This window comes from Paenibacillus senegalensis JC66 (assembly GCF_000285515.1).
In the GTDB taxonomy this organism is placed as follows: Bacteria; Bacillota; Bacilli; order Paenibacillales; family NBRC-103111; genus Paenibacillus_L; species Paenibacillus_L senegalensis.
The window spans coordinates 344,745-362,996 of sequence record NZ_HE610960.1 but is presented as its reverse complement, the minus strand read 5'-3'; the positions used below and the strand labels follow the sequence as shown (position 1 = coordinate 362,996).

At 49.7% G+C, this 18,252-nt stretch carries 17 protein-coding genes; 16 read left to right on the top strand and 1 reads right to left on the bottom strand.

The genetic code is table 11. The annotated features are described in order from the left end of the window. The first annotated feature begins 49 nt into the window (after window positions 1-49). From PSHG_RS17295 to PSHG_RS17225, 15 genes are all read left to right on the top strand, one after another. Entirely contained in the window at window positions 50-1,111 is a 1,062-nt protein-coding gene (locus tag PSHG_RS17295) for a CobW family GTP-binding protein (RefSeq protein WP_010275259.1), read from the top strand. A gap of 357 nt (window positions 1,112-1,468) precedes the next feature. Further along, window positions 1,469-1,999, top strand: coding sequence for a dCTP deaminase (dcd, locus tag PSHG_RS17290; RefSeq protein WP_010275257.1), 531 nt, complete (start codon window positions 1,469-1,471; stop codon window positions 1,997-1,999). A gap of 23 nt (window positions 2,000-2,022) precedes the next feature. Beyond that, window positions 2,023-3,219 carry a GTP-binding protein gene (locus tag PSHG_RS17285; RefSeq protein WP_010275255.1) on the top strand — a complete coding sequence of 399 codons (1,197 nt, stop codon included), beginning with the start codon at window positions 2,023-2,025 and terminating at the stop codon, window positions 3,217-3,219. A gap of 49 nt (window positions 3,220-3,268) precedes the next feature. Further along, window positions 3,269-3,742, top strand: coding sequence for a hypothetical protein (locus PSHG_RS17280; RefSeq protein ID WP_010275253.1), 474 nt, complete (start codon window positions 3,269-3,271; stop codon window positions 3,740-3,742). Window positions 3,743-3,817: 75 nt separating this feature from the next. Continuing rightward, complete coding sequence (locus PSHG_RS17275) at window positions 3,818-4,912, top strand: ABC transporter substrate-binding protein (protein WP_010275249.1); 1,095 nt, start codon at window positions 3,818-3,820, stop codon at window positions 4,910-4,912. Further along, window positions 4,912-5,943, top strand: a complete 1,032-nt coding sequence (locus PSHG_RS17270; RefSeq protein ID WP_010275246.1) for a FecCD family ABC transporter permease — start codon at window positions 4,912-4,914, stop codon at window positions 5,941-5,943. Before PSHG_RS17275 ends, PSHG_RS17270 begins: the two co-directional genes overlap by 1 nt. Further along, window positions 5,940-6,983: a FecCD family ABC transporter permease gene (locus PSHG_RS17265; protein WP_010275243.1), complete on the top strand. Its 1,044-nt coding sequence runs from the start codon at window positions 5,940-5,942 to the stop codon at window positions 6,981-6,983. Before PSHG_RS17270 ends, PSHG_RS17265 begins: the two co-directional genes overlap by 4 nt. A gap of 26 nt (window positions 6,984-7,009) precedes the next feature. Beyond that, window positions 7,010-7,837: an ABC transporter ATP-binding protein gene (locus PSHG_RS17260; protein WP_010275239.1), complete on the top strand. Its 828-nt coding sequence runs from the start codon at window positions 7,010-7,012 to the stop codon at window positions 7,835-7,837. 279 nt (window positions 7,838-8,116) lie between these two features. Then, complete coding sequence (locus PSHG_RS17255) at window positions 8,117-9,196, top strand: hypothetical protein (RefSeq protein WP_010275236.1); 1,080 nt, start codon at window positions 8,117-8,119, stop codon at window positions 9,194-9,196. Beyond that, window positions 9,177-9,953: a GGDEF domain-containing protein gene (locus PSHG_RS17250; RefSeq protein ID WP_010275233.1), complete on the top strand. Its 777-nt coding sequence runs from the start codon at window positions 9,177-9,179 to the stop codon at window positions 9,951-9,953. Before PSHG_RS17255 ends, PSHG_RS17250 begins: the two co-directional genes overlap by 20 nt. Beyond that, on the top strand, window positions 9,943-11,688 hold the full coding sequence (locus tag PSHG_RS17245) for a polysaccharide deacetylase family protein (protein ID WP_010275231.1): 1,746 nt from the start codon (window positions 9,943-9,945) through the stop codon (window positions 11,686-11,688). The genes PSHG_RS17250 and PSHG_RS17245 overlap by 11 nt, the downstream gene beginning before the upstream one ends. After that, window positions 11,681-12,958, top strand: a complete 1,278-nt coding sequence (locus tag PSHG_RS17240) for a glycosyltransferase family 2 protein (protein WP_010275227.1) — start codon at window positions 11,681-11,683, stop codon at window positions 12,956-12,958. Before PSHG_RS17245 ends, PSHG_RS17240 begins: the two co-directional genes overlap by 8 nt. A gap of 605 nt (window positions 12,959-13,563) precedes the next feature. Next, on the top strand, window positions 13,564-13,908 hold the full coding sequence (locus PSHG_RS29485) for a hypothetical protein (protein ID WP_052310076.1): 345 nt from the start codon (window positions 13,564-13,566) through the stop codon (window positions 13,906-13,908). A 19-nt stretch (window positions 13,909-13,927) separates the two neighbouring features. Next, a complete protein-coding gene (locus PSHG_RS29480) occupies window positions 13,928-14,374 on the top strand; it encodes a hypothetical protein (protein WP_052310075.1) in 447 nt (148 codons plus the stop codon). Between the two features lie 850 nt (window positions 14,375-15,224). Further along, window positions 15,225-15,758 (top strand): GNAT family N-acetyltransferase, encoded by a 534-nt coding sequence (locus tag PSHG_RS17225; RefSeq protein ID WP_010275222.1) that lies wholly within the window; start codon window positions 15,225-15,227, stop codon window positions 15,756-15,758. On the opposite strand, the gene PSHG_RS17220 is transcribed toward PSHG_RS17225, so the two are convergent. Next, the gene (locus tag PSHG_RS17220) at window positions 15,728-16,273 is read right to left on the bottom strand and encodes a dihydrofolate reductase family protein (protein ID WP_010275220.1); all 546 of its coding nucleotides are present in this window, start codon (window positions 16,271-16,273) and stop codon (window positions 15,728-15,730) included. The genes PSHG_RS17225 and PSHG_RS17220 overlap by 31 nt on opposite strands. A 341-nt stretch (window positions 16,274-16,614) precedes the next feature. Here PSHG_RS17220 and PSHG_RS17210 point away from each other — a divergent pair, with 341 nt between their 5' ends. Continuing rightward, window positions 16,615-18,237: an AraC family transcriptional regulator gene (locus tag PSHG_RS17210; RefSeq protein ID WP_010275218.1), complete on the top strand. Its 1,623-nt coding sequence runs from the start codon at window positions 16,615-16,617 to the stop codon at window positions 18,235-18,237. The last annotated feature ends 15 nt before the right edge of the window (window positions 18,238-18,252 follow it).

Below are 18,252 nucleotides of genomic sequence, written 5' to 3'. Positions count from 1 at the left end.
GGTATGAATATCAGGTTTAGATGGCTGGAAAGAGAGGGTATAGACATTGATGGACAAGGTGCCGGTGATCATTTTATCGGGTTTTCTAGGCAGCGGAAAAACAACGCTGCTTACGAGGATTCTGGAATATTACTCCAAAGGGCGGCTGCGCCCCGCTGTTATTATGAATGAGGTAGGAGATGTCAATCTCGATGGTCAGCTGGTGAATGAAATGATTCCTATGCGGGAAATGCTGAGCGGCTGCATTTGCTGTACGATTCGCGGCGATTTGGGAATGGAGATTCGCAACCTGATTTTAGAAACTTCACCTGACTTGATCCTTATAGAAGCGACAGGTGTTGCTAACCCGCTGGAAATTTTTGAAGCGGTGACAGAGGCGGCCCTGCTAGTGCCTATCGATATCCGAACGATGATTTCGATTGTAGATGCAGGCCACTTCCTCGAGTGGCGGCGGAAGGGGACTGGTAAAACCTATCATCTGATAGAAGATCAAATTCGATGTGCCTCGCTGCTTTTATTGAATAAAGCTGATCTTGTCAGCACAGCAGAGCTAAATGAATCGAAACGTCTAATGGCAGAGATTAACCCGCACACCTCCATATATCCGACCGTTTATTGTGAAATCAGCGAAGAAACGCTTAATCAGGTGTTACTCGAGGGTGAAAAGCCTTCTTTTGAGGATATTCAAAGGAAGGAACCCTTCAGACATTCCGAGCATCAACATGACACTGATGGACAGCGCGAACTCCATGGGCATCACGAACACGGTCATGAGCATCACGAACACGATGAACATTGCGAGCATCACGGTGATCATTCGCATCATCATCATTCTTACGATCACGTAATGGTTTATACGCATTATTTCGATGGCCCATTGGACAGTACCCGCTTTGAGCAGATGATAAGCGAGCTGCCGGGTAATATATACCGGGCCAAAGGTATTTTTACGGAGGCGGACAGCAGTGAGCGGATGATGTTTCAATACGCCTATCAACAGCTGGATATTTTGCCTATTAAACCGCAGGGCAGCGTTCAGGATGTTGCTGTTTTTCTCGGTGAACAATTTTCCAAGCAGGAGCTTAAGCGGAAGCTGGAAGCTGCGCTCTAACTTTGAACGCAGGGATTGCGCCCGGACTTTTTCATCGTTAAATTATTGACAATACGCACAAAGCAAACTGCTATTCCTATAGCAACAATTGCCATTTCAGAAACGATCATATTTTTAAACCCAACCCTATTTACTAGTGTTTGGTGCGGAAAATCCCACATGGAAATCAACCAGGCACTAGTTTTTTTGGGGCCTGTGTTTCATTCCGGTTGACCAAATTCAGTTCGTTCATATATCGTAAAAATTACTATTAAAATATTGTTAATAAGGTCTTATTATTGATTTGATCTTATTGTTGATAAGGGTTATAGATACTGCTTATAAGGGGAGCCTTGATTGAAAGGAGGCAAGAAACCAATGATTTTATCAGACCGGACGATTCGGGAATGGATCCGGCAGCAGAGACTGATCATTGAGCCGCTAACCGAGGTTCAGATCCAGCCGGCATCCGTAGATTTGCGCTTGGGGACGCATTTTCTGAAGGTGAATGAATACTTGTCCGATATCATGGCGCTTGACAGCGAGCCTGACTATGAAGCGTTCGAAACCGGGGAAGTCGTTATTCCTCCGCAGTCCTTTTTGCTGGCGACTACTGTAGAGACGATCCGTCTGCCGGGGGATGTGACCGCTTTTGTGGAAGGTCGAAGCTCGATTGGACGAATGGGGTTGTTCATTCAAAATGCAGGGTGGGTGGACCCGGGATTTGAAGGGCAGATCACATTGGAGCTGTTCAATGCCAGCCGGCTGCCGATTAAGCTGTCAGCAGGCCGCAGAATATGCCAGCTCGTGTTTGCCCAAATGGATCGCAGAGCGGCACATCATTACAGCGGAAAATACCAGGGGCAGCGGAATGCAGTAGGCAGCCGAATTCATTTGGATAGCCAATAAATATAACGGGAGTTGAAGAAAGCATGAGCGTGCTGGCTGAGGACGGCAAGGTTCCGGTAACTGTACTGAGCGGTTATCTGGGTGCAGGGAAAACGACAATTTTGAACCATGTCCTGAACAATCGTGAAGGGATGAAGGTGGCGGTTATTGTCAACGATCTGAGCGAGGTCAATATTGATGCGGGATTGGTTCGGGATGGCGGAGGTTTGAGTCGGACGGAAGAAAAGCTGGTGGAGCTGTCCAATGGCTGTATTTGCTGTACGCTCCGGGACGATTTGCTTCAGGAGGTTGAAAGGCTGGCGAAAGAAAAACGATTTGATTATATCTTGATCGAATCGACCGGGATAGGCGAACCTTTGCCAGTAGCCCAAACCTTTACCTATGTCGATGAGGAGCAAGGGATCGATCTGTCCAAGCTGACCCGGCTGGATTGTATGGTAACCGTTGTCGATGCCTATCACTTTTGGCAGGATTACAATAGCAGGGAACTGTTAAAAGACCGAAATCAGGAAGCGGGGGAAGGAGATACAAGAGGAATTGTCCACCTCTTAACAGATCAGGTAGAGTTTTGCGATGTGCTGATCATAAATAAATGTGATATGGTGAGTGATGCTGAACTGTCCAGGCTGGAGACGGCCTTAAAAGGACTGCAGCCACGGGCCAAAATCATCCGTACGAGTCATGGCAAGGTGAATCCGCGAGAGATTTTGAATACGCATAGGTTTGACTTTGAAGCCGCTAGCCAATCCGCGGGATGGATTCAAGAGCTGAAAAAAGAACAGCATACACCGGAAACCGAAGAATATGGAATCACTTCATTCGTCTACACCCGAAAAATTCCGTTCCATCCAGAGCGTCTGCTGAAGTGGCTCGGAAAATGGCCAAAAGAGGTTGTTCGTTCCAAAGGAATTTTATGGATCGCTACGAGAAACAATATGGCCATTTCCTTCAGCCAGGCAGGCGTTTCGCGGCAGTTGTCGCCAGCGGGGTTGTGGGTAGCCGCGTTATCTGAAGAAGAGCGCTATGCTTACTTCGGCAGTGACTTTCCGAAATCTCCGGATTGGGACGATGAATGGGGAGACCGGGTGACCAAGCTGGTGTTTATCGGTGTCGGCCTTGATAAAGAGAGTATCATAAGCACATTAGATGAAGCTCTGTTAACACCCCGGGAAATGGCAGGCAGCTGGCGCACTCTTAAAGATCCGCTGCCAAAGTTTTAAAAAGCGTTAGCATGAAGGGAGAGACTGACTTATTAGTACGAAGAGTGGAGTGGAGGAGATAATTAGTCGCCATTCCGAGACATTGTGGAATCGCCGCGAGTCGGAATTGGCCCGCTGGGTTCAGCGGGCCAAGCCTAGAAGGCGGGCCAAGCAAACGGTGGTTCTGGGGAACGCTGTAATTGACGCTGAGCTGTTTCCCGTACTCGCCATGTTTAAGCGAATGGGCATTCAAACCGAGTTTTCCTGCGCTGGCGTAAGTGTGCTGGATGAACCTGAGGATCATTCTCTATACGCGTATATTACGTTTATCGCTTCGGAGAAAACGGAACGTTTCGTCAATTTCGCAATGCGACGGATGAGGCATCGTTTGCTGGTTACCCTGGAGCCATCGCAAAACCGGTATGATCTTTCATCCTTTTTTATCGCCCACAACCGTTCTTTCTGTCTGCTGATGCAGCGATGCGCCGAAGCTTTCCAGCTCGAAGAGGAGCAGGCGGCAAAAAACGTAAACATTACACTTTAAAAGAGTAATTTTTACGATTATAATAAAATAGAATAGCAGTAGAAATCATAGAATTGTTTAGTTGGAGGTAGAGACGTGAAAAGGGTAAGGACAAATTACAAAATCAAATGGCTTGGAGCGGCGCTGGTCTTGCTGCTAATGGCAGGATGCGGGAAAGCCGCCGATGGAGGAGATCCGCCATCGCCATCACCAACACCTGCAAACGAGTCTCCTGCAGGTGAGGTGGACAAGTCTGCCGATCCGTCACAGGCTGGGGGGGATTCCAATGGCAATTCTTCTGCAGCTAATCCGGAGGAGAGCGGGATAAACGCGACAGATAGCACCGGAGCTTTACTGGAATTGCCCGCTACGGTGGAGCGTGTCGCTTGTTTGACTGAAATCTGCGTAGACAGCTTGGCAGAGCTCGGACTGGCACCGGTCGCCGTCGTACCGGACAGTATTGCTTTTCAACCCGAGTTTTTCGGAGACAGTCCGTCTTCTTTTGTACAAATCGGGGGAGGCTTTATGGAGCCTAGCCTGGAGGATATCGCACAGGCAAATCCTGATGTGGTCATAGGGCTCAAAGGCACGCATGATATGTTAAGAGACGGGCTGAAAAGTATCGCTCCATTGTATATTGCCGAATTGAAGACATACGAGGACTCGGTCGCTTTTCTCGAGATGATGGGGGAATGGACCGGAAAAGAGGATGCTGCTGCAGCAGCTAAAAAAGCATTTCTGGACAAGATTGATCATTACAAAGAGAACTCCCCGAACAATCGAAGTGCTTTAATTCTTTATGGTGCTGATGTCAACTTCGGAATCGATACGGAAGGATCCCTGGTCGGTTCTTTGCTGGCGGAACTCACTCCATATCCGTGGCCGGCACCGGCGGAGGACGGAGGCCACCAGGCAGGAGGGATGGCCTACTCACTGGAGAAGGTGCTGGAAACCGATCCCGATCATATTTTTATTGAGACATTTAGCTTTAGTCCCGACTCCCCGCCGCTGTCCGAACAATTTGCGGCTAACCCGCTCTGGGGCAAGCTAAAGGCGGTTCAAGACAGCCAAATTACGGAGGTCAGAACGGCGATCTGGGCGAACGGAAGAGGCACGCGGTCACTCAGTATCGTGATGGATGAAGCGATGAGCACCTTATATCCCGATACCTTTAAGGGGTCTGAGCAGTAGTGGGAGAAATAATCCGAACCAATACCAGAACGACAAGGACGGGCCGGACGCTCGTCCTCGTTCTGCTTCTGGTCTTCACCGGCGCTGCCGCCGGCTTCTTGGCCTTAAAGCTTGGCTATCCGGTTGTAAGCTCGAAGGAGCTAGCCGATATTTTATTGTCCCGCAGCGGCTCCGAGCTTGCCGTAACTTCTGTTCTGGAGCTGCGGCTGCCGCGTTTCGTACTCGGAGCGCTATCCGGCGCTATGCTTGGCATTTCGGGAGTATTGATGCAAACCGGTCTGCGAAATCCGTTGGCTAGCCCTGATCTGCTTGGCGTATCTGCTGGGAGCGCCCTGGTCATCGCGGTGATTACGGTGTTCCACTTGCCAGTTCCTTACGGCTTGCATCCGCTGCTGGGGCTGGTAGGCGGACTAGCCGGGGGAGCGATCGTGCTTGCTTCCGTATATGGAAGAAGCGAAAGCGCAAGTATTATTTTAATGGGGACAGCCGTGACCGCGATGCTGAACGGAATGATTGTATGGTTGATTACAATGGGAACGCAGAATGATATCAATCTGCTGTACAGGTACTTGATGGGCAGCCTGGCGGGTCGCCATTGGGATCATGTTGAATATTTGCTTCCGTGGGCCGTGATCGGCATCCCCGCCGCAATGCTGTTTATTAAACCGCTGAACTTGCTGCGCCTTGGAGACGAACAGGCCGAAGCGCTCGGGCAGAATGTCGCTCGGCTTCGCCTGCTCCTGCTGGCTGCAAGTGCAGTCATGGTAGCAGCTGTTGTCGCCCAGTGCGGTCCAATTGGCTATATTGCCCTGCTTGCTCCCTATTTGACAAGAGCCATTTTAAGAACGGAAGATGCCAGATGGGTCCTCCCTTGTTCCGCGGCGGTTGGGGCGGTATTGCTCGTGACCGCTGATTTGTTCGCCAAAACCGTATTCACTCCCCGGGAGGTACCGGTTGGCTTATGGACAACGCTTGTCGGGGTGCCTGTTCTCATCCTGATGTTTGTCATGAGGAGGCGAGGGGCGCAATGATGGATCGCAGCACAATGGACGCTCCGTACACTCGGCGCTTTCGGATTTGGGGGCTGTTTTTTTTACTGGGACTTACCGTATTTTTTATTTTACACATCGCATTGGGCCAAGTTTCCCTGTCACCGCGTGAAGTAGTCATGGCCTTGCTGAACAATCAAGTCGAACCGTTTCATCGGCAGATTGTATGGGAGCTTAGATTGCCGCGAACTTTGATTGCGCTTGTGGCGGGGGCTATGCTCGGACTTGCCGGAGCAATTCTGCAATCCGTTACGCGCAATCCGCTGGCGGAACCGGGGCTGCTTGGTGTATCCGCAGGCAGCGTTTTGATGCTGGTCGTCTTTATCACTTATATCGGCGGTTCCGCTAACTTAACTGTCCAGACTCCTCTATTTGCTTTGGCAGGCGGAATCCTTTCCGTAACGGTTATTTATCTGCTTGGCTGGAGCCGTAGAGGAGATGCCTTGCGGTTTGCTATCATCGGTCTTTTGGTATCCGCATTTCTGTCTGCTTGTACTTCCTTAATCCTGCTGCGGCACTCGGAGGCGATCGGCAGTATTCTGCTATGGACAATCGGCTCGTTAAACGGGAGGGTGTGGGTCCATTGGAATATCCTATGGCCATGGTTTCTTATTATGGTTCCGGTCGGTTTAATGAGTGCAGGACTGGCCAATGCGCTGCAGCTCGGTGACGGGATTGCCCGGGGAATCGGGGTGCCTGTCCGCCCGGCGAGAGCCGGACTGCTTCTCATTGCCGCTCTGTTAACAGCTGGAGCGGTGTCCATTGTTGGAGCTGTTGGCTTTATCGGCTTGATGGGTCCGCATATTGCGAGACAAATCGTTGGACAGGATGCCAGAAGACTTTTCCCGTTTAGTGCGCTTGTTGCTGCCTGGATCCTTGTTGGCTCGGATATTCTTTCACAAGGGCTATCGATTCCGCTGTTCGAGGGCGGCCGTCCTGCCTCTTTGCCGGTCGGTGCGGTGACAGCTTTTATCGGCGCACCGTTCTTTCTATATTTGGCCCGCAAGCATATCAAGAGATGAAACCAATCAGGTAGGGGAAAGGATAGATGGAGATGAGTCAGCAGGCGAATGTCGTATTGGAAGCAAAAAATCTGCAATTATGCTATGATGCCGCGGTTATTTTACCGGATATGAATTTGTCGATTCATACAGGGCAAATTACAGCGCTTGTGGGAACGAACGGATCGGGAAAATCGACCCTGCTAAAGGCGTTTGCCAGGTTGTTAAAACCTGATCAAGGAAACGTGTATTTGGACGGAAGAGCGATTGCCACGCTCTCTTCTTCCGAGGTAGCGCGGCGAATGGCGATTCTGCCGCAATCTCCCGATGTGCCAAGCAGCCTTACGGTGCACGAGCTTGTCGAGCAGGGCCGCTATCCCCATGCAGGACCGTTAAAAATGTTAAGAAAGCAGGATCATGCCGCTATTGACCGGGCCCTTGCGCTTACGGGAATGTCCGATTACCGGAACCGGCTGCTGGACTCCTTATCCGGAGGGGAGAGGCAGCGCGCCTGGATTGCCCTTGCCCTCGCCCAGTCCACATCTGTCCTGCTGCTGGACGAACCGACAACGTATCTGGACATCCGGCACCAATTGGAGATTATGGAGCTGGTCCAGCGGTTGAATCATGAGGAGGGCATGACCGTCATCATCGTGCTTCATGACCTCAACCAGGCGGCGCAACTTGCTGACCGCATGATTGTTCTGCAGCAGGGACGGGTTGCCGGCGATGGCCGCCCGGAAACGGTGATGACGGCTTCCATGCTCGAAACGGTATTTGGTATCCATGCACGAGTAGTGGAGGACCCTGAAGGTGGCAGGCCGTATTTTATTCCTCTAAGTGTAGCCAGGGATCCGAAAGCGACAGGACTGTAAAATTGACATATTTTTCCTGAGCGAATGAATTTCATCCACAAGCGGCAACACATTATAGACACGGAAAACCGTTGAAATCTGGATCATATTTGATTTATTCACTAAACCCAGCCTTGGATTATAACGATCTGAGGCTGGTTTTTTTCATGCAGAAAAGCCTCGTTTTTCCTCGTTTAGCAATAACTATGGATTGTTGAGCGGCGCGGTCCACGTTAAGATTGAAGCGTAATCTGACGTGAACATTCGACGGCTGCCGTCGGTATGAAACGGGGGTATGGGATGAAGGTGGCAGGGTATGGTACAGCCGGTTTCGCCGCAATCATAACTTTACTGCTTCTGTTCGTGATATCGGGAAATAAAAGCTCTCTCCCGGGAGAAGGCTTCATTATTCGCAACATGATCAACTCAAACGGGACGTTAAAAACGAATTTGCTCCCGGGTGAATCAACAGATCAAGATTTGGCACGCGGAGAACAATCATTATCCGAATCGCTTGGACTTTGGCTGCTCTATTGGGTGGAAAGCGGCAACCAGCAGCGTTTCGACGATAACTTGATGGTGCTTCGGCGCCATTTCCTAAACGAAGGCTGGATAGCCTGGAAAGCCGAGGCGGGAGTGACAACTAACGCACTCGTAGATGACTTGCGTGCCGCAGAGGCATTGTACGCAGCTTACGACCGATGGGGGGAGACAAAATATTTGCAATTAGCGAACGGGATCGCCCGAACTCTGCAGGAGAATCAGTATGTTGACGGATCGTACAGAGATTTCTATGACATCGAGCACAATTGGACAAGCCCGGGCCTGACGCTTTCTTACTTCAATTTGAATGCGCTTCGGCAGATGACAGAGCATAGTGTTATAGCGGAAGAGCAATACCGCGAAGCAATGGATTTTTTGCGGCAGCTTCCGGTGCGCGGACGTTTCTTTCCGGTATACCATGACGCTCTTCAGAAGGAATACCGGTACGCCGATGAAATCAATTTGATCGATCAGCTGTACATCGCCTACCATCGCGCACAGCTAGGAATGGATGCGGAGCCCTTATGGACTTTCATTAAAGAGCAATTTCAGCAGCGCGGGTTGTTGTATGGCCGCTATGACGCTGAGACAGAGCTTCCAACCGTTGCCTACGAATCCCCTGCCGTATATGGCTTAGCGGTGTGGATCGCGCTCGAGCAGGGCGAGGCTGATTTTGCCAGGGAACTGTATGACCGGATGGTGCGGCTGCAGTCGCTGTCCCCCTTTAACCGGAAAAGCTATGGCGGGTATATGAACAACAACGATACGCATATTTTCGATAATTTGGTTCCCTTGCTGGCGGAAAGGAGAATGTATAATGAAGGCTTATTACGCTGAAAAAATGCATGATTACTCTCTTCCGGGCTTTACTGTGGCGTTCGTGCTGTTACTTGGCTTATGTGCGGCTCTCTTCAATCCGTTTGCCCAACTGTGGCCCATTCTGGTTTGTATGCTGCTCGTCGGTTTTGCTGGAACGGTCTGGGGAGGAATGTCGGGACTCGCTGCAAGTCTGGCCGCTGCAATGTTTCTTGGTATTGGTTTGCAGCGGGCTGGCGTTGGGTGGTTTTCCATGGAACTGCTCGGCTGGACTGCCGCTTTTTTGGCGACTGCGTATATGACGGGCCGTCTCCATCACTGGCTGGCCGTACGAATGCCAATGGACAGTTCCGCACTGCAGCTTCGTACCATGCAGGAAGCTTATGAACATGCCTGTAACCACAGGAAGCCTTTCTCACTTATCATTATCGATATCAAATATTTTCATTCATTCCGTTCGATGTACGGGAAACGGGAAACGATTCATCTGCTGAATCAATTTTCCGAAAAATTATGGAGCTGTACGAGGACGGAAGATCGCAAATTTCAGCTTTCCGGGCATAAGTTTGCTGTTTTACTGCCAGGCCGGACGGCTGACGACGCGGACAACGTGATCCGCCAGCTTGAAGAAGCATTGGCAATTCATACGCTGATTGATAAAGATAAGCAGGTGCATCTATCTCTAACGTTTGGTTTAGCGGAGTATTCGGATGGGATGGCTAGCGCACAGGATCTCTTAGAACAAGCGGAAAAGGAGCTGGTAACTTATGTTGCCTAAAAGAAAGCGTATTGCTCTAACGGTCCTGGCTTTGATGCTGCTGAGCGTGCAAGCGGTTTTTCCGGTGACCTCCATGGAGGCGGCAGGTGCAAATCGGGTCATGGTCGTGCATTCGACCGAAAGCGGTGAAATTGACCAGAACGTGCGTCTGCTGGATATCGTGCTTGGTCATTTTGCGGACGATCTGGAATTTCGAGGAGCGGCAGATTTACAAGCCGAAGATCTCAAAAATGTGACGCATTTGGTCTACTACGGCGCTACTGCTGATCAGCTGCCGTTAGCTGCCAAGGAGGCGATCCTGTCTTTTGATGGGCCGTTTCTCGCGATCGGTGAAAATGCGGATCAGCTCCGGGAGCGGCTTTCAACTATCACTCACCATGGCATGGTCAACATTGACCGGGTTACACGTAAGAAGGGTGAGGCTGAAGCGATTGTCGAATATCCTTTCTATATTCACCATGTGACTGCTGCCGGGGAAGAAACCGGGACTGTCTGGACCGGGTGGAACGGTGACCAGGCCCATCCGTTGTTTATCCAGCATGGGCGTGATGCTTACTATGCGGCGAATAGCTTATTTGGAACGTCTGCTTACTTGCTCGGTCAAGGATTATGGACATTTTTCGGGAAGGAACCGGCGGGCGAGCATCTCGCCTATGTCCGGCTTGAAGACGTACATCCGTTCTCAGATCCGGAACTGGTCCGTCAGAGCGGACAATATCTTGCCGATAAAGGCATTCCCTTTATGATTGCGGTCATTCCGGTTTATACCCATCCAGAAACCGGAAAATGGCATCACTTGCATGAAAATCCGGCACTGGTTAGAGTACTGCGTGATTTGCAAAAAGCCGGCGGCTCGATCGTGCTGCATGGCTATACCCATCAGTATCGCAGTACGGAAACCGGGGAAGGGTTTGAATTCTGGGATGTTGAGAACAACCATCCGATCGCCGGTGCTCCGGATGAAGATATACAAATCAAGGACCGCCATGATTTTGCAACTGACGGCGAATACGAACAGTATGTAAGCAGCACCCGCCAATACGAAGAAGAGTATACCCGCAAGAGAATCGAGGCAGGCATTCATGAGCTGTTTCAGCTTGGCTTGCATCCGCTTGCTTTTGAACCGCCTCATTATACGATGAGCCAGCAGGGGTATGAAATTACTGCCGATTATTTCAATCTGTTTCTCGGACAGGTTCAACTGACTGACGAAAACTGGCAGGTTATGAATTCAGCTCCGTATCCATCAAAGCCGGCTATGCTGCACGGGATGACCTTGCTTCCGGAGACGCTTGGTTTTTACGATGTCAATTTACCGGATCCGCTCGTCCCATTTCGAGAAAGCATTAAGACGATGCTGGCGATTGATGACGGGGTTATGGGGTTCTTTTACCATCCGTATCTCGGGTTGGAAGGATTGAACCGAATGATCGAGGAGATCGAGCAGGTTCCGGGCTTGAAATGGATCGATTTGCGGCAGATGAGTCCTCTTGTACAGACGGATGCGGTAGCAGTTAACTCGAACGAACAGGGCAGCCTAATCGTTGAAAGCAGCTGGTCGGACCGATTGTCGATCTTCTGGGAAACGCGGGGGTTGTTCGGGTTCGTTCAGGTGTTGATGTGGTCGATCGCGACGGTCGTTGCAATCATGATTGCACTTTTCCTGTTATACACCATACAGATGCGGCTGACGCTGCGTAAAAGACTATTCAAGGAGCGGAATGCTAATGGCTAATGTGGTGTTTTACGGAGCTTTGTCGGTCATCTGGATCATGCTTCTTTATCACATGTTCCTAATGCAGGGAGGCTTCCTGCACTCCCGCCGCCATGAACGGCCGGTTCGGAAGTGGGAGGAGAAGCTGAAGGAGAAGGATCTGCCGAAGGTTAGCGTTCTTATTCCCGCACACAACGAAGAGGTAGTTCTGGAGCGAACCTTAAAAGCAATGGCCCGTCTCGATTATCCGAAAGACAAGCTTGAAATCATCGTCATTAACGACAACTCCTCGGACCTCACCGGGGAAATCGCAGAACGGTTTGCTAAAAAATACGCCTGGTTCAAGGCGGTTCACACCAAGCCGCCCCACGCTGGAAGAGGCAAATCCGGGGCGCTTAATTTCGGCCTTAGCCACGCGAGCGGTGAAATTATTGTTGTCTATGACGCCGATAATACTCCGGAGCGCAAGGCGGTATATTATCTTGTATTGACATTGTTAAATGATCCTAAAGCCGGCGTCGCCGTCGGGAAATTCCGCGTTATTAACGCGGCTAAAAATTTGCTGACCCGCTTCATCAATATTGAAACGATTTGCTTCCAATGGATGGCCCAGGCCGGGCGGTTTCACTGGTTTGGGATAACAACGATTCCCGGAACGAACTTTGCCATTCGCAAGGAATTGATTGATGAGCTGGGAGGATGGGATGTACGCGCGCTGGCCGAAGACACGGAGCTGACGATCCGCGTATATGAGCTCGGCTACCATATTCGCTTTGTTCCGATGGCTATTACATGGGAGCAGGAACCGGAGACATGGAAGGTGTGGTGGAAGCAGCGGATCCGTTGGGCGCGCGGAAATCAGTATGTCGTGCTGAAATTTTTGTCGCGCTTCCGCTCATTAAAGCAGAAGCGAATCGGCTTCGACTTGATCTATTTTTTCTTCACCTACTTCATGTTTTTTCTCGGTGTGATCGTCTCACACGCGTTATTTGTCACGAATTTGTTCGTAGATTTGAATTTGCAGGTGGGCCCCGTTTCGATCGTGCTCTGGGTGCTGGCTTATCTGTTATATGTTGCACAAGTAATGGTAACGCTCGGAATTGAGAAAACCGAATTGAATGCCAAAAACTTTCTCATCACACTGCTCATGTATTTCTCGTATGCGCAGCTGTGGCTTGTCCTGGTCGTTCAGGCCATGTATCTCGAAGCGAAGCGCGTATGGTCCGGACAGGAAGTGAAATGGTACAAAACGGAACGGTTCGGGCAAGAGAAGAGGAAAAAAGCCGGTTAGAACGATCTCCTGAGAAGGAAAGCCGGCTAGTAAATCTCCTGAGAAAGACAGCCGGCTAGAACGATTTACGGGCAAAGAGGGAAAGAAGGGTTTGTTTGCCCTATCTCACCCGAAAACTTTGGCATCCAACTGAAATTTTAACCGCCCCCTAATAGTTAAGGACTCAGGACTATCGCAATCAGCCTATCAGATGTATAATCATGGAAGAGACTTAATAGACAGCTTACGACCCGGCCCAAGATAAAAGCGATCAATGGCCGGGTTGTTCTCGTGAAGAAGAAGCTCAGTGGTCAAATCCCTGAGGTTCAATTCCCATATCTTGTTTCAAAAAATAAAGCCGGTACTTTTCAACGTTTAATTATAGGAAGAAAGATAGGAAGGGAAGCAGCGGAATACCTAGGCTGTAGATTTCGTCTTCAACAAATGATCGTCACAAAGGAATCGCCACAAAGAATCTTCACAAAGGCCATCGTCACAAAAGAACCGCAACAAAAATTTTCACAAAGGTCACGTCATAAAGGAATCGCCACAAATTCATCGTCCCCAATGGCATTTTCATTAATTCGGCGTCACAAATCCATTACTGTCGTATAGGAGGCGTGTACATGGAATCAGGTCAAATCAAGCAGGAATTGCTGCAGACCGTGGAATCAGGGATCGGCAACAGTGTCGCCAGGGTCGTGCTGTCGGCATTAGGCGGAATTCCCGCCGCAGGCAGTCTAATCGGCGCAGCCGGAGTAGCGTGGTCAGAGCATGATTACAGGAAGTTCCAAAAGATCCTGTTAGCCTGGCTGCAAGTCCAAGAAAATGAGATCTCGGAAATTGGCCGTACCCTGGCAGAGGTTATGCTTAGGGTCGATCAGTCCGACGAATTGGTGAGTATGAGAGTGCAGAGCCCGGAATATTTATCCTTGGTCAAAAAAATGCCTTCGCGAGTGGAGCGCTGCTGAAAGCGAAGAAAAGCGGACATTGATAAAAAATTTGCTGGTCAATGCGGCTGCCATTGATCAACTTTGTAGTGACGATGTTATTAAAATGTTCATTACATGGATAGATACATACAACGAAGCCCATTTCCGTATTATCCGCGAAATCTATAGAGAACCGGGGATAACCCGATACGAGATTTGGATGCGGCTCCACGGCACTGAGGTCAGGGAGGATTCGGCGGAAGCCGATCTATTCAAGCTGCTGATTCACGAGCTTTCTCTTGGCATGATTATCCGCCAGTTTCGGGAAAAGGACGATAGTGGGAACTTTTTGAAACAAGCCAGAAAAAACTCCTCCGCATCCGGCAGCAACTTGATGAAGTCAGCCTTTGACGATGATAAGCCCTACCATCTCACCGAACTAGGCCGCTGGTTTGTCCATTACACGATGAACGATGAAGTCCCGAAACCGGAAAATGCATCATGAACAGCGGGGTGACTGAACCGGACGAATGCCCGTGAACGGATGGTGTGACGAAATCGGACGCATACATCATGAAGGATGAAGACACGTAATCGGAAAATGCACCATGGGACAACGAAGTCGCAAAGCCGGATAAATGCACCGTGAACCAATGGAGTAACAGAATCGGCGAATGCACCATGGGAAATATTCTAGATTGCAGGAAGCCGGAATTCGGCGGAAGCCGCCCTCGCGAGCGAAATCTATGCGGAAAAATCGCATCCAAACGCCGCTGCCGGAGACGCCGCGAGGCGGAAAATACGCGAAAAACTGCATACAATCAACGCTGCCGTGAGCGCCGAGGCGGAATGTATGCGGAAATGTATGCGATAACCGTCATGCCATTGAATTCTCAGGCACAACTCCAGCATGAAAATAGCCAAGGTTAGCGGGACGCGCGAGGTTCGTGGAGTTCGCGGAGTTCGTGGGCTGCGCGGGCTTGTTTTCTGCATTTTGTACGAAATGTCGTACAAATGAGTGGGGTTGAAGTGCGAATACCGGAGATTTGTATGAAACGTCGTACAAATACAGGGGATTGAAGGGCAATTACCCAAGATTTGTATGACAAATCGTACAAATGCAGGGATTGAAGGGCGATTACCCGAGATTTGTATGACAAATCGTACAAATACCGGGTCTAAGAGTTGAGTCCGTACAGATGCCGGGGTTTAAAGGAGCTGCAGCCAGTGTTTCATACGAAATTTCGTAAAAGTTATAACAAGGTTATGAATTGAGGTATTAACACAAACAAAGGAACTATTAACACGAACAAACAAAGGAACTATTAACACAAACAAACAAAGGAACTATTAAAATGAACAATACAAATTACAACATTCAAGTGGTCCAAGCTGACGTGCATGAAAAACAAGTTATCCGCAATCTTATCCAATTCTATCAATACGATGCCAGCGAACATAGTCATGACGACCCGAGTCCGTTTGGGTTGTTTGACTATAACTATTTAGATCATTACTGGACGCCGCATGGCAGAGATGCGGAGGGAAGAGCCGCCTATCTCATCAGAGTGAATGACAGCCTGGCAGGTTTTGCTTTAATTAACGATCACAGCATTTTAAACAAGCCGGACACAAAGACGATTGCTGAGTTTTTTATCATGCGTAAATGGAGAAAAAAAGGGGTTGGCAGACAGGCCGCTCTTACCATCTTCGATACACATCCGGGATTGTGGGAGGTTAAGCAGGAGAAGGAAAATAAGATTGCACAGAAATTTTGGCAATCGGTCATCCAATCCTACACTGGCGGAGCGTATACGAGACTGGAATCGCATCCGCCAGCGTGGGACGGTCCGCTTATCTACTTTTCCAAGCCCCTTTTCACCTCATAATGCAGCTCGACAAACTGATTAAATCTTCGCATTCCTTTAAGGCGGAGCTCCAATTGGTATTTACCCTCGGGGAATAGCGGAATTCCGCCACCCAGTACGGCAGGGGCTACAGTTACGATCAGCTCGTCTACCAGGTCATTCTCCAGAAAAGAGTGTAGCAGCTGGCCCCCGCCTACAAGCCAAATGTTTTTTCCTTCCCTGGTTTTAAGCTGGTCGACAAATGCAGGGATATCTCCATGGACAAACTGCACCTCTTCCGTATTATTACGGGGAGTACGAGTAAACACGTAGCAGGCTTTAAGGGCATACGGAAATTCATTTGGCTCATGCTTCTTGACCCAGTCATACGTTTTTTTACCCATCAGCACCGTATCAGTCGTACCATAAAATTCCGCAAAACCATTATCACCTTCCCCTTCGACCTTAAATAACCATTCCAGAGATTCATCTTTGGCAGCGATATAGCCATCCAAACTTGTCGCGATAAAGAGAACGACCTTCCGTTTTACCTGCATCTTTATTCTCCTTTCTTTACCCTTTAAGACAAGTATATATTGTATAGACGACATCTATTGTCATATTATAAAAGGATCATGATTGGAAATTTCGAATCCGTACCATGCAAAGGGACTGTTTATAAATGCATGCGATTACGATTTTCCTTGTAAAATAGGGTGAGTAAATGTGGGCGGGCCGTGCGAAACGATTGCTGTTCTTGAATGGAAATTTCTGCCCTTAAGGAGCTGTTATCCATCCGTATTTTTGTAGTTGATGTTATAAATAATCTTATTTATACTATATTCACCAGTGAGAATGGTTCTCAAAAAGTTCGGCTTGAGGATGGAGATGAATAGGTATGAGCAACCCTGTGGAATTTTCCGGACATTGGGCGGATAGTTTATTTCGGCTGCGAGGCGTAAGGAAACATTCCGCTGATACCCAGTCGTATCGGCAATTGCCCGCTCAGTTGTCGCTGCTTGTATTTGTGCAATCTTCCGGACAGATCCGCATCAATTCACAAAGCTATGACTTGCGCAGCCGGCAGCTGTGGGTGGTGCCTGGCGGGGCGCGGGTAGAGCTGGAGCTTAACGATAGTCAACCGTTTTACTACGATATCCGGTTCGAAGCACTGTTTGCAGAAGCTCAGGGAGAGGACTACACTCCTGTTCATCTGGAGGAGCCCATTCAGCTGAATGACTGGAATGAGCGCTTGTTAACCGGCGCTATTGCGGAAATCGGGCGCTTGCTTGACGATGGCGGAACATGGAATGTGATGAGGGCAAATGTACGTTTTCAGGAATTGCTAATTAACGTGCTCGAACAGGATGAAATCAAGCGTCAGGCGGATATCAGGCAAAATTTAAAACGCACTGTCGACTATATGAAAAAGCATCTTTCCGAACCGGTGACCCGTGATGAATTGGCCGCTATGGCCGGGCTCAATCCGGATTACTACACGCGCGTTTTCAAAAAGCTGTACAACCAAACCCCGCTAGCCTACTTCTCCGATCTGCGCATCCGTCAGGCAAAACGCAGAATTATCCAGTCTGACGAGCCGGTTCGCTCCATCGCGCTAAGTCTCGGATTTCACGATGAATTTTACTTCAGCCGCAAGTTCAAAAAAGCAACCGGAGCAGCCCCCACCGTCTATGTGAACCGGATTCGCCAGGAGGGAAAAATCGCCTCGCTGAATCATCTTGTCACCGGGCATTTGCTCGCGTTGGATACGAAGCCTTATGCAGCTGTAATCAACGATGCCTTTCCCGTCGCCTCTGCTTTGCTGCCGAATACACTGACGCTGGGCCAGTCCGGGTCGGAGCTGGAGCGGCTCAGGGAGACCCGGCCGGATCTGATTCTTGTCCAGGGAAGACGAGATGCGTCCCCGGCGTCTGGCGATCCGCTGATGGATCAGATTGCGCCAACGTTCTTGATGGAATATACGGAGGGCTGGCGTACGCACCTGCAAAAAATTGCCCGCATCATCGGCAAGCAGCATGCGGCGGATCAATGGCTGGACCGCTACGATGATAGGGTTGTCAAGGTTCGCCGCCGTCTGCAAAGAAAGCTGGGCCAGGAGCGGGTGCTTATTGTCGGCATCGGCGTTCATAATGACATCTACTTATTCGGTAAACGAAACATCGGAGACGTCCTCTATGAAGATTTGCAGTTCGCCGTTCCTGAAGGAGTGGCTGAAATCGCTCATTACAAGGAGGTAACGGCAGAGGAACTGTTTCGATATGATACGGACCGTATCTTGATTTTCAGCTTTCAGCATGATGGCAGCCGCTGCGCAGACCTTGCCATGTATGAGCAGGCCCGCAGACTGCTGCAGAGCGAAGCGTTTCGCAAGCACTGCGAGCAGGGCGACATCAAGGTGCATAATCTGCTTCATGCGCGTCATCTGTATACGAGCTACAATGCGATGTCGCATCAATTGCTGCTGCAAAAAGCATATGAAGTATTCGGGATGGACAATTAAGAGGGCGGCCTCGCA